The sequence below is a fragment of the Desulfofundulus sp. JL263-se genome, assembly GCF_056316025.1.
Window position 1 is genome coordinate 2,126,075 of the sequence record NZ_CM149993.1, and the last position, 12,584, is coordinate 2,138,658.

Annotated in this window: 9 protein-coding genes and 1 pseudogene; 3 read left to right on the forward strand and 7 right to left on the reverse strand. The window is 44.4% G+C overall.

All coding sequences use genetic code 11. The features are described 5' to 3' along the window. Window positions 1–52: 52 nt before the first annotated feature. On the forward strand, window positions 53–1,651 hold the full coding sequence (locus ACX4JR_RS10885; protein ID WP_476060536.1) for an acyl-CoA mutase large subunit family protein: 1,599 nt from the start codon (window positions 53–55) through the stop codon (window positions 1,649–1,651). 26 nt (window positions 1,652–1,677) lie between these two features. Next, window positions 1,678–2,079 (forward strand): cobalamin B12-binding domain-containing protein, encoded by a 402-nt coding sequence (locus ACX4JR_RS10890; RefSeq protein ID WP_476058083.1) that lies wholly within the window; start codon window positions 1,678–1,680, stop codon window positions 2,077–2,079. Between the two features lie 50 nt (window positions 2,080–2,129). On the opposite strand, the gene ACX4JR_RS10895 is transcribed toward ACX4JR_RS10890, so the two are convergent. The 5 genes and pseudogenes from ACX4JR_RS10895 to ACX4JR_RS10915 all read right to left on the reverse strand — a co-directional run bounded on the left by ACX4JR_RS10895 (window position 2,130) and on the right by ACX4JR_RS10915 (window position 9,537). After that, complete coding sequence (locus ACX4JR_RS10895; RefSeq protein ID WP_476058084.1) at window positions 2,130–3,299, reverse strand: aminotransferase class V-fold PLP-dependent enzyme; 1,170 nt, start codon at window positions 3,297–3,299, stop codon at window positions 2,130–2,132. Window positions 3,300–3,354: 55 nt separating this feature from the next. Further along, entirely contained in the window at window positions 3,355–4,929 is a 1,575-nt protein-coding gene (locus ACX4JR_RS10900; protein ID WP_476058085.1) for an ASKHA domain-containing protein, read from the reverse strand. A 263-nt stretch (window positions 4,930–5,192) separates the two neighbouring features. After that, window positions 5,193–5,998, reverse strand: a pseudogene (locus ACX4JR_RS10905) (group II intron maturase-specific domain-containing protein); the annotation flags it as partial. Between the two features lie 602 nt (window positions 5,999–6,600). After that, complete coding sequence (locus tag ACX4JR_RS10910) at window positions 6,601–8,034, reverse strand: IS1182 family transposase (protein WP_476058086.1); 1,434 nt, start codon at window positions 8,032–8,034, stop codon at window positions 6,601–6,603. A gap of 108 nt (window positions 8,035–8,142) precedes the next feature. Then, a complete protein-coding gene (locus tag ACX4JR_RS10915) occupies window positions 8,143–9,537 on the reverse strand; it encodes a phage-shock protein (RefSeq protein ID WP_476058087.1) in 1,395 nt (464 codons plus the stop codon). A gap of 237 nt (window positions 9,538–9,774) precedes the next feature. On the opposite strand from ACX4JR_RS10915, the gene ACX4JR_RS10920 reads away from it, so the two are divergent. Then, entirely contained in the window at window positions 9,775–10,392 is a 618-nt protein-coding gene (locus tag ACX4JR_RS10920) for a GNAT family N-acetyltransferase (RefSeq protein ID WP_476058088.1), read from the forward strand. A gap of 54 nt (window positions 10,393–10,446) precedes the next feature. Here the strand turns inward: ACX4JR_RS10920 and guaB are convergent, their stop codons facing one another. Then, window positions 10,447–11,904, reverse strand: a complete 1,458-nt coding sequence (gene guaB, locus ACX4JR_RS10925; protein WP_476060537.1) for an IMP dehydrogenase — start codon at window positions 11,902–11,904, stop codon at window positions 10,447–10,449. 89 nt (window positions 11,905–11,993) lie between these two features. Next, window positions 11,994–12,209 carry an FxsA family protein gene (locus ACX4JR_RS10930; RefSeq protein ID WP_476060538.1) on the reverse strand — a complete coding sequence of 72 codons (216 nt, stop codon included), beginning with the start codon at window positions 12,207–12,209 and terminating at the stop codon, window positions 11,994–11,996. Between the last annotated feature and the right edge of the window lie 375 nt (window positions 12,210–12,584).

Sequence of the window (12,584 nt, forward strand, 5' to 3'; positions counted from 1 at the left end):
ATTAAATGAAATAAAAAAAGGCAAAGAAAAATGGCTTGAAAAAAGGTCCAAAATGAAAGACCGGAATATTAAATTTGAAACGGTATCCGGCATGCCTGTTAAAGACCTTTATACCCCGGAAGATATCGCAGACTTGGATTACATGCGCGACCTGGGCTTTCCCGGCGAATATCCCTTTACCCGCGGAGTTCAACCCAACATGTACCGGGGACGTCTATGGACTATGCGCCAGTTTGCCGGATTCGGCACCGCAAAAGAATCCAACAAACGTTATAAATTTCTTTTAAGCAAGGGCCAAACCGGCCTTAGCGTGGCCTTTGATATGCCTACCATTATGGGTTATGATAGCGATCACCCCAGGGCCTCCGGTGAAGTGGGGCGCGTAGGTGTAGCTATTGATAGCCTTAAAGATATGGAAACATTGTTTGACGGCATCCCCCTGGACAAAGTAAGTACATCCATGACTACAAACGCCCCGGCAGCAATTCTGTGGTGCATGTATATCGCAACTGGAGAAAAACAGGGAGTATCTTCGGAAAAATTAAGAGGTACCATCCAAAACGATATACTTAAGGAATATATAGCCCAAAAGTCATGGATATTCCCGCCTGAACCTTCCATGAGACTTATAACTGACATTTTTGCTTATGCCAAGGACTATGTACCCAAATGGAACACCATCAGTATCAGTGGCTATCACATCCGGGAAGCCGGTTCCACCGCAGTACAGGAACTGGCTTTTACCCTGGCCAACGGATTTACCTATGTGGAAGCAGGAATCAAAGCTGGTTTGGATGTTGATGATTTTGCACCCAGACTCTCCTTCTTCTTTAATTCCCATATTGATTTCTTTGAAGAAATTGCCAAGTACCGCGCAGCAAGGCGTATTTGGGCCCGCCGCATGAAAGAAAAATACGGGGCCAAGAATCCCAAATCCTGGCTGATGCGTTTCCACACCCAAACAGCTGGCTGCAGTCTTACCGCCCAACAGCCTGAAAATAATATTGTTCGCACGGCCTATGAAGCTTTAGCTGCAGTCCTCGGGGGAACCCAATCTCTGCATACCAACTCCATGGATGAAGTTTTAGCCCTGCCTACGGAAAAGGCAGTACAAATTGCCCTGCGCACCCAGCAAATAATTGCCTATGAAACCGGTGCAGCCAACGTAATTGATCCGCTGGCTGGCTCCTATTACGTGGAAGCACTGACCAATAAAATGGAGGAAGAAGCTGAAAAATACTTTGAAGAAATAGAAAAGCGGGGCGGAGTACTGGCAGCAATTGAGCAAAACTATTTCCAGCAGGAAATCGCCGATGCAGCATATAGGTATCAGACGGAACTTGATAAGAAACAAAAAATTGTTGTGGGTGTCAATGAGTTTGTTGATGAAGATGAAGAATTGGAAATCGAACTCCTTAAAATCGACCCCGAATTGGAACGCCAGCAGGTGGAAAATGTTAAGAAGTTGCGCCGGGAACGTGATAATAACCGGGTTAACGACACCCTGGACGCCTTGAAAAAAGCCGCCGCCGGCACGGAGAACCTGATCCCATATATCCTGGAATGTGTCCGTGCTTACGCCACCTTGGGCGAGATAGTTGATACTCTGCGTGAGGTATTTGGAGAATATAAGGAAAAGCCAACTTTCTAAAAATTGACTATCCGGGAGGGAAAAATATGGCCAGAAAAATAAGAGTATTAGTAGCCAAACCTGGATTGGACGGTCACGATCGCGGTGCAAGGGTTATTGCCCGCGCCCTTAGAGACGCAGGCATGGAAGTAGTTTATACCGGCTTGCACCAAACTCCGGAGCAGATAGTTGAAGCTGCTATTCAAGAAGACGTGGATATAGTTGGTTTAAGCGTTTTGAGCGGCGCCCACATGACTCTGTTCCCCAGGATACGTGAACTTCTGAAGGAAAACGATGCCGAAGACATTATGATTATAGGCGGTGGCATTATACCCGAAGAAGATATTAAAGCCCTGATTGAGGGCGGGTGGGCGTCAAAAATTTTTACCCCGGGTACTCCTATCGAAGAAATCGTTAAATGGATAAATGAGAACGTTAAAGTTGATTAAGTATCAGAGCAGCAAAGGGCAATTGCCCCCTGGGCAGTTGCCCTTCATAATTAACAGCCGCAACCTTCAGCCTGCGGAATTTTAGATCTGGATATTTCTGCCAGTGATTTGAGGGCATAATCCACTTCTTCCGGGGTATTAAAATAAGAAAAACTAAACCTTACCAGTTTTTTTTCAAAAGTACCCAAGGTCTTATGGGCATCAGGGGAACAATGTAAACCTGCCCTACAGGCAATATTAAACCATTTGTCTAAAACTCCTCCCACATCTACCGAATTCTTCCCCTCCAGGGCAAAGGATATTACAGGTGCCTGTTTTTTTGGATCCCTGGGGCCGTAAACGTTAAGCCCCGCTATTTCTTCGGCCCCCTGAAGAAATCTTTTAACCAATCCCTCTTCATGCTCCTTTATACGCTCTATACCCACCTTTATAAGCCATTTTATGCCGGCCCTTAATCCTGCAATCCCAACTGTATTTAAAGTGCCGCTCTCATATTTTTCGGGCAAAACGTCAGGTTGGCCGGAGACATCGGAATAACTCCCCGTACCGCCCTCCCGCAAGGGCTCTAATTCAACATTATCCCCCATTAAAAGTACACCCGTACCCGGAGGCCCCATTAACCCTTTATGCCCGGGAATGGCCAACAGGTCAATGTTCATTTCCGCCATATTAATTTCAAATACTCCCGCCGTTTGGGCGGCATCCACAATGAAAGTTAAGCCCCTTTCTTTGGCAAGCCGGCCTATTTCCTTGATGGGCATTAATGTCCCGGTGACATTGGAGGCATGTAGGATAATGATTGCCTTTGTGCTTTCCTTCAAGGAATTTTCTACATCCTCAAGATTTATGGAACCGTCATTGGCACACGGAACTTTTGTAATGCTTACTCCTTTCTGGGACAATACATGCAGAGGGCGGGTTACCGAATTATGTTCCATAGAACTGGTAACCACATGGTCACCCGGCTTTAAAAGCCCCTTTATAGCCATGTTTAATGCATCGGTTGCATTCAGCGTAAATATTACCCTTTCCGGGCTGCCCGCATTAAATAGCTTGCATAGTAATTCCCGGGTATCTTCCACAACTTTATTCGCTTCCACGGACATCTTGTGCCCCGACCTGCCCGGATTTGCACCAATTCTTTTAAGAAATTTTTCCACAGATTCTATAACTTCCGGGGGCTTCGGCCATGATGTGGCTGCGTTATCAAAATAAATCACCGCAAACACCTCCGTTTAAGATTACTATTTGGTGCTACGGTGATGTTTATACAAGCTAAACGTTTATTAATCCCCGCCGGGCCAGCTTGGCTTTAACACTGGGGAAATAATCTAAATTAGTATGGGGTAAAAACTTGCTGCTTACAAATTTGTTCATAAAGACTTCATTGGCATTTAATTCAAAATATGTTATGTTTTTTGTTATATGTTCCAATTCCCTGCGTTTTTCTTCAGATATCAAAACAAGCCGCGCCCCCTCGCCGGCGCTGTTACCAAGCCTTACTATACGCTCCCGGGGGAGATCCGGATACAACCCTATTATTATGGCTGACTCCGGATCGAGATACTGGCCGAAGGCACCGGCAGCGTAAAAAGCCCCCAAATTTTCCAGGGAACACCCAACGCTCTCCAACAAAAGTTCCAGGGCCGCACTGACAGCTCCCTTGGTACGCATGAGGTTATTAATGTCACGCTGGGTAACAACTATGTCTTCGCCGGTGGCACTTTCTTCTTTGGGAACAACGATAAACCTGTCACCCTTTCTAAATTTCCCTGCCCTGTCCACTATTCCCGCCAAGAACAACTGGGCCAAGCAATCTACCAAACCCGAGCCACAAATTCCCCGCGCTTTCTCATTACCGATTACTCTATAAGAAACGGTCCCGTCCAGGGAAATGTTTACCTTATCCACAGCTCCCGGTCCCGCCCGCATCCCCCATTGGGCCACTCCTCCTTCCAGAGCCGGCCCGGCAGCTCCAGCACAAGCAACAAGCCACTCCTTATTACCCACTATCATTTCCCCATTTGTACCTATATCAACAAATAATGCAATTTCTTCTCGAGTATGCATACCACTCACAAGGACACCTGCCACAGCATCTCCACCAACGTAACTTCCTACACTGGGCAGACAGTATACAGGAGCATCGGGATTAATATTTAACCCGACTTCCCGGGCTTCCAAAAAGCCCGGGTTATTTACTACCGGTATATACGGGGCCATGCATATATTTTTCGGGTCAAGCCCGAGTAAAAAGTGAATCATGGTGGTATTTCCTGCAATTGCGGCACCAGCAATTTTTCGGAGCTTCAACTTATTACGCTTGCAAAGACGTTCATTAAGCCGGTTTAAAGTATGTATTATTGCCTTCCTCATCCTTTGCAGGCCGTCTTTTTCCCTCGTTAAGTATATCCTGGTTAAGATATCTTCCCCCAGGGCAACCTGTCCGTTATAATCAGCCTCTACGTCAATTATTTTCCCGTTTTCCATATTCACCAAGTAAACTACCACGGTTGTGGTTCCCACATCAATGGCCAGCCCGTAAAGGGGAATGCGGAAATTTCCCCTTTCTACACTAATAACTTTCCATCCCCTGCCCATTCTGCCCACAATAACAGTAATTTCCCAGTTTCCCGCCCGGCATTCCCAGGATATTTTATTCATGAGGTGCAGGGGAACATTTACCGTTCCCAACTCCCTTTCCAGCATTTGTCGAACCTTATCCACGTCCGCCTGGTTATTGGTAAGACTGGGCTGCTCAAGGACCAAAGAAATTTTCCGGCTCATGGGCTCCAAAGTAGCCTCTTGTATAAACCTATCCCTTAAAATGGTACTACCATTTTTACCCAAAATAGCACCTCGCAGGTTTAATTTTTTATTTGCATACTTTGATTTTAATTATATCATGTAAGTATTTTCTGTCGATTTTCGGACATCCCCGGCATCTCAAATTTGTAACTTATATTCCAAATCGTATGTATATAATTGTTCGTTTCTTTTTGCACAATATTAACACCTGTATAAAAATATCCCGGTCCTAGAAATCGAGTAGGAGGGGGTGATTAACCCCCGTCCTCTCACACTACCCAGCATGCGGGTCCGCACTGGGCGGTTCACCAAGTGCTACGAATAAAATGATAACGCTCGGTTAAACTTATGAGGCCCTGGGCCTGCCAGTAGGTAGTGTTCAGGGCATTGTTTAATGGGCCGCCGGTTATGCGCCAGTATCCCTTACGGGTGTTCGCCAGCTGGTGTGCAACCCATTCCGGGAGACCGAGGGCCCGCAATTCCCGGTAACGGGTGCGAACCCGTTTCCATTGTTTCCACAGGCACATGCGCAGGCGCCTTCGTAACCAGCCTTCAATATCCATTAATCTGTTGGACATGTCGGCCAGTGCAAAATACCTACCCAACCCATCAGGTACTGGTTAATCCGCTGGATGCGTTCTTCCATGCTTATGCTTTTGCTTCGAGAAGTTAGTTCCCGGATTTTGTCCTTCAGCCGCTTGATGGTTTGAGGGGCCAGGCGGATGCGCACTTGCCCCTTGATTTTGTACATGCTAAAACCAAGGAATTTGCGCTTCCATGGACGGTCTACCGCGCTCTTGGTCTCGTTTACTTTGAGTTTTAACCGTTTCTGCAGGTAGGCGGTTATGCTGGCCTTGACCCTTTCTCCGGCCCGGCGGCTGCGAACATAGATGTTGCAGTCGTCAGCATACCTGACAAAGCAGTGTCCCCGCTTCTCCAGCTCTTTGTCCAGGTCATCAAGTATGATGTTGGCCAGTAGCGGGCTTAGAGGCCCACCTTGTGGTGTGCCCTCGTCCGTTACCAGGACCAAACCATTTACCATGACCCCGGATTGCAGGTATAGCCGGATTAGTTTGAGTATGCGCTTATCTTTGACTTTGCGCGCCGTTTGGAGTTTTCTGCTGTCTTCGCATGTCTCGCGAACTTGCCAAGTTCATCCCTCCACCTGGTGTTCGGTCCTTCCCTGCTTTGACGTCTGGAGCAGGTACTATGACCTCTGCTGACTTCTGCCGGCTCAGCCGAGCCTCTCGACCCGGGTTACCCAGCACTCAAGTTCTGAGTACTGGGCATATCCGGCAGACCTCCCCGGGTTTTGGGGGAAATTTTCCAAGCTGAGTATGGCTTAAAAACGAAAACATTTTCGTGAAAAAATTCCCCCCAAAAAGAGCGATAACTTTCCTCCCACACCCGCCGCGTTTACCGCCATACCCCTTGGCAGCATTGGGCTTTGCCTTGTCTTGCAGGCTCGCCCGAATGTGACGGCCTCGCCCGCGGTTCGTGGTCCTCGGATCGGAATTTTGCCTCGGGCTTCCTTCGGATTCCACGTCGCCGTGGACACCCTTGCCGTTGGCTAGCGGTTGGTGCTGCCAACCCCCGCAGGGGACTTTCACCCCTAAGTTATCGCCCATGCCGGGCGCACAAGCATGAAGGAGATACCTTGAAAGGTATCTCCCGAGATTGCTGACAAACCCGGGTTTTGCCCCGGGTTTAACTTTACATTGCATATTTCAAGCTAAATTGCTTTTGCGAAAACTTTTGTATTATCCGAACCAGCAGTGGTAAAAAAGGAGGGTTACCCCTCTTCCAGAGATAATTTGCCATCTTTTTCATATTCTGACAGGCAGCTGTCAATAAGCACTGCTCCATAACTTTTGCTCTACCCCTATAACGGGCATAGCGTAACCCGTGGAGTTCTTTGGCATCAGCAAAACTCCGCTCAACAGTTTCTTTTCTTCTTTTGTATAAGGCTTTCCCCCGCTCACTGAGGCGGTTCTGTCTTACCCAGTCTTTGCTATCTTCCCAAACGTGTCGAGTAATTACTTTAGTATAGCTTTTGGAATGGGTGCATTTAGATAAATATTTGCAGATTTTGCATATCCGGGGGTCTGAAACATATTCCCGGAACCCCTGGCGGTTGGTGGTACGGTAGGTAAGTTTCTGTTTGGCAGGACATATATAGCAGTCATTTTCCTTATCATATTTGAATTGCCATTTGTGAAATAAGCCTTTCTTAGGATGGTAACGTCGATGGGCTATAACAGCAAAAATATCTCTTTTTTGCAGTTCATGGCATATAGGCATGGTTAAATACCCGGCATCCAGGGCTACTGCTTCCACTTCAAAGCCAAAGCGCTTTATCTGACGGTCCAAACGGCCTATGTAAGGTGCAGAATCATGCACATTTCCGGGGGTAACATATACGTCGGTAATCAAGCTTAGCTTTCCATCAACCGTTACGTGGTTAAGGTAATAAAAACCCTGGGGTTTGCCGTCCCTAACCATGTAGCCACTTTCCGGGTCCGTGGTGCTCACCCGTATTTCTTTGTTTTTTTCAAGTTGTTCTTCTTTTGGTTTCAACGGCTTTTTTCCATGCTTTTTTCTATCATCCTCCACTGAATGCTCCAGTTCTTCCAAATAAGCTTGAGTTGAACGTTTCACTTTTTTGAGTGTGAATTTATTTTTGTTGGCATTGGCCTTTAAATGTGTAGAGTCCGTAAATAACTCTTTTCCATCTATTAGTCCTTTCTTAATTGCTTGCATAACTATTTCATCAAATATTTCCTGACAAATATTTGTGCCATTAAATCTACGCCGCCGGTTCTGGCTAATGGTGGAATGATGAGGAACTTTATCTGTTAGGGAAAGGCCCAAAAACCAACGGTAAGCTATGTTAACCTCTATTTCTTTAACCAGTTGCCGTTCAGATCTTATGCCAAAGAGGTAGCCAATAAAAAGCATTTTAAAAAGCATTACGGGATCTACACAAGGACGACCGTTATCCGGGCAATATAGGTGTTTGACCTTTTCTCTTATGAAGTTAAAGTCTATGAAGCGACTTATTTTCCTCAGCAAGTGATCTTCAGGTACCAGTTGTTCTAGGCAAACAAGTTCCAGTTGTCCTTGGCGGTACTCTGGTTTTTTTAACATGTTTGTTCGCTCCTAATTCTTATTTACTCAATTTTACCATAAAATAAAAGGCTGTTGACTTGTTTTTGTCAACAGCCTCAGGAGATACCTTGAAAGGTATCTCCCTTGTTAAAATACCTGCCCGGTTTTACGATCAAATATGGAACAAAATTTTATAACCAAGCGAACTGCGGGATTTTTAAGCCGTGTCTCTAACCTTTTATATTCATCCCTGGCCCGGTTCAGCTCTTGTTGGGCCATGCGGAGAGATTTCTTAAGTTCTTCATTTCCCTCCAGTGCTCCCTTTAAATCGTTACTTAAAAGGTTAATCTCTTCCCGAAGTTTCTTTTCACCCTGTTCATTTAGTTCCCTGGTACGCTCCAATTTTTGTTTTAATTCCACAATTTCAGTTTGTAATTCCGCCACCCGGGTAGCGTGCATCTCCTTTAATTCAGCTATCTTGGCTTTATTTTCCCTATCCTTTTCCTTATATTTCTGAAGCTTGGTGAAGAGGGATTCTAAACTGGCTTGGCTCTTGACCAAATTTTCCTGTAACCGCTGTTTATCCACCTCCGCTTCCCTGGCCCGCTGCACCCAAAGTTTACATTGGTGAAGAATACTATTTGCTTTTGCCTCCGCCTTTTTAAGATGCTCTTTATACCTATAAATTTCTTTTTTACGCAGGGAAAGCAATAAATCTTTTTCGGCCAACTGTGTCAACAGTTGATTTTGTTGTTCTGATTTCTCCACTTTTTCAGCCAGGGCAACAGCCACTTCCCTATATGCCGAATTTACCTCTTGAAGCTGCTTTTGCAGTATCGCCACCTGATTTTTCCACCGTTCTCTGTCCCGGTGCCATCGCTTCCGCTGTCGCTCCAGGGTAGACAAAAATCGTTTAAGGATACTTTCATAAGCTAAATGAGATTGAGAATTATAACACCAAACCCCTTCCGCCACCTGTTCAAAATAAGGAAACTTTTTTAAAATCTGTTCAACTTCATTGAAATTAACCTCTCTCCAGGACTTTACAGCCTTATAAAGCTGTTGGGAGGACAAGCCGGTGGGGTGCATTTTTAAGGCTTTAATCACCAGCTGTTTGAGGGAATAACTGCTGTTTTCCACTTCCCACTCGGTCAGTCCCCAATAACCGTTATTTAATTGAATAAATCGCCCGTCGGATATCAAAGCGGCCTCTTCAGCCACTGTTTTTTTCTTCTTCTTTTTGCCGTTACCTTTTTGTATCTCTTTTAAACTCAGTGGTTTTTGCTTAGTAAGAAGCATGTTATAAAACTTATCATTTTCCCTGCTGCCATCCAGATTTAAATACCAACGGTTTTGCTCGTCACTATAAAAACAAGAATGTTGCTGCAAACACAATAAAACCTTTTCTGCAACCTGTTCCAGATTATAATCCTTTAACATCTGACGGTGCACATAAGGTGTAATTTCTTCCACCGTCATGGCCTCAAAGAAAAACAATGTCTTTTTTAATACATCCGTAAGAGAATGGAGTTGTCCTTCCAATACGTATCACCTTCCTCTTATTCCAATTAATTCCAAAATTAATATTTTACCTATTCTCGGGATAATATTGTTTTTCCTTCCCAAATATTGAAATAAAATACATTTTGTTTGTTTTTATAAAATTTTGAAAAACAACTTGTGCAATAAAATATTCTTACCATATAATTAATTAAATTGATAATGCTTATATTTCTTTTATCCCCGAACGAAAGTATGAGGGGGCAATGGGGGGATAAGGTGGTTAAGAAAATCCAGGTTAAAAGAGAAAATATTAGAACTAAATTAGGAAACGTTTACATTGAAGGTCCTGTTGATAGTAAATATATAATAAGCATGAATTTTGATGGAGGACTCAATAGTTTCCGTATACCTGAAAAACAACAAAAGGCACTGGCAGAAATTGCGGATTCTCCGGATGGGATAGTGTACATAATTAGAAGTGGACAAACGATTGTAGGATATGTAAGCTTTCACGAACCAGACCCTTTTACTCGGTGGAGCAAACACCCAAAGGCCCTAGAGCTAGGCGCCATAGAAATTAGTCCCAAATACAGAAATAATAAATTAGGGGTAAAATTATTAAAGTTTGCCTTTTCCAATCCCATTATGGAGGAAAAGGTAGTGATTACCACCGAGTACTGCTGGCACTGGGATTTGGAGAATACAGGCCTTGACATATGGTCGTACCAAAAAATGCTGGCAAAGGTTTTTGGCGTGGTAGGAATGGTAAAATTCGATACTGATGACCCCGATATCCGCGAACATGCTGCCAATGTATTGATGGCAAGATTTGGTAAAAATTTAACAACCCATGATATCGAACAATTTAAAAAACTTCAGTTTATTGAAACCTAGCAAATTCTTCCCTATTAAAAAAGGAACTGCCGGCTTTTCATCCGGCAGTTCCTTTTATTTAAGACTGTAATTTGGGGCTTCCTTAGTAACCCATACGTCATGGGGATGGCTTTCCCTGAGGCCAGCGGGCGTTATACGTATAAACTTGGTTTTGGTTTTTAATTCTTGAATATTTCGGGCCCCTACATAGCCCATACCTGCACGCAAGCCACCAACCAGCTGAAAAATGGTATCGGCCAGCGGCCCCCTATAAGGAACCCTGCCTTCTACACCTTCGGGTACCAATTTCTTTTGGTCCTCCTGGAAATACCGGTCCTTACTGCCCTCTTTCATAGCTCCCAGAGAACCCATTCCCCGGTATACTTTATAACTGCGCCCCTGGAATATCTCTATATCGCCGGGACTTTCCTCTACCCCGGCTAGCAAACTACCGAGCATGACCACATCTGCCCCAGCAGCTAATGCCTTAGTTATATCTCCGGAATACTTTATACCTCCGTCTGCAATTATAGGTACACCGTGTTTTATAGCTTCATTAGAACAATCATAAATGGCAGTTATTTGTGGTACCCCGGCTCCTGCAACAACGCGGGTTGTGCAAATTGAACCGGGTCCTATCCCTACTTTAACGGCATCGACACCGGCTTCAATAAGATCACGAGTTCCTTCCGCAGTTGCCACATTTCCTGCTACCAATTGGAGGTCAGGATATTTGTTTTTGATGGCATAAACCGCATCCAATACTCCCCGTGAATGGCCGTGGGCGGTATCTATTACAATGGCATCCACATTCGCCCTTACCAAGGCATCCACTCGGACCATAGTGTCGTCACTGATCCCTACAGCGGCAGCCACAAGCAGCCTACCCCGGGCATCCTTCGCTGAGAGAGGATATTGCTTAGCCTTTTCAATATCCTTAATGGTTATAAGGCCGCGTAAATTAAATTCTTCATCAACTATGGGTAATTTCTCCACTTTGTGAGCTTGAAGAATTTCCTTGGCTTCCTCTAAAGTAGTTCCCACGGGGGCTGTCACAAGATTATCTTTAGTCATTACCTTGCCAACCTGTTTGCTAAAATCCTTTTCGAAACGCAAATCCCTGTTAGTTAAAATTCCCACCAGCTTTCCATTTTCCGTAATCGGGACACCCGAAATCCTGTAGCGCTCCATTAACACCAATGCTTCACTTATGGGACTTTCAGGGGAAAGATAAATTGGATCGGATATTATACCATGCTCCGATCTTTTTACCCTATCCACCTCCAGGGCTTGTCTCTCCACAGACATGTTTTTATGGATTACACCGATTCCGCCTTCCCTGGCCATAGCTATAGCCATTCTTGATTCCGTAACGGTATCCATTCCCGCACTTATTATAGGAATGTTTAACTTAATTTTCTTGGTAAAAAATGAAGAGGTGTCCACATCCCGCGGCAATACCTCACTAGCTGCAGGAATTAAAAGAACATCATCAAAGGTTAACCCTACCCGGGCAAATTTTTCCGGATAAATAGCCTCTCACTCCCTCCTACCAGACTAAAAACTTTAAAATATATTAAAGTATTATAGCATATATAGGGTCTATGAAAAGAAAAAATTTTTTACCACTCTTTAAATCGAAAATACCACCTGCCAAGATGTAGCTGATTAATCAGCCAAACTTTTAAAAGTTCCCGTACCCGCCGCCTGGTAGCAGGGAACATTAATATCAGTCCGCAAATAGCAGTTAAAAAAACCGAGGTTATTAACAAAATACCTCCCAGGAGCACCAAAACCTCGTCTAAAATGGTATCTCCCGGTAAATGTCCCCGCGGGATATCTCAGCCCAGGTTCTGTGCCATACATAAAGCCTTGGTGTTTAATTAAAAATAAATCCAAAACTCCTAACCCAACCACAAAGACCAGAGTTAGCCATACTCCCAGTTCCTAGCCAATCCTCAAAACAACCATTTCCAGTAAAGGTACTAAAATAAAACCAGCCAGCACTTTTTTATACCTTCTTAAAATGTCTAGAAAAATAATAGGAAAATTGCAAATTACAAGTACCATTGTTTGTCAAGGGTCAAGCCTCTGTTTGGCAAGTATAAAATAACGAATTTGGCAATTAAAAAATACACAGTTTGGTTGCCATCACGCAATTTAAAATATATTCCTTGGAGAGCCTTTGAGGCTAAAATCCATGTTAGCAGGCG

Bases quoted from the DNA above. Each gene is read 5' to 3' on its own strand.
- ACX4JR_RS10910 (WP_476058086.1), bottom strand. From the start codon at position 8,034: ATGTTAAAAAAACCAGAGTACCGCCAAGGACAACTGGAACTTGTTTGC.
- ACX4JR_RS10890 (WP_476058083.1), top strand. From the start codon at position 1,678: ATGGCCAGAAAAATAAGAGTATTAGTAGCCAAACCTGGATTGGACGGT.
- ACX4JR_RS10885 (WP_476060536.1), top strand. From the start codon at position 53: ATGAAAGACCGGAATATTAAATTTGAAACGGTATCCGGCATGCCTGTT.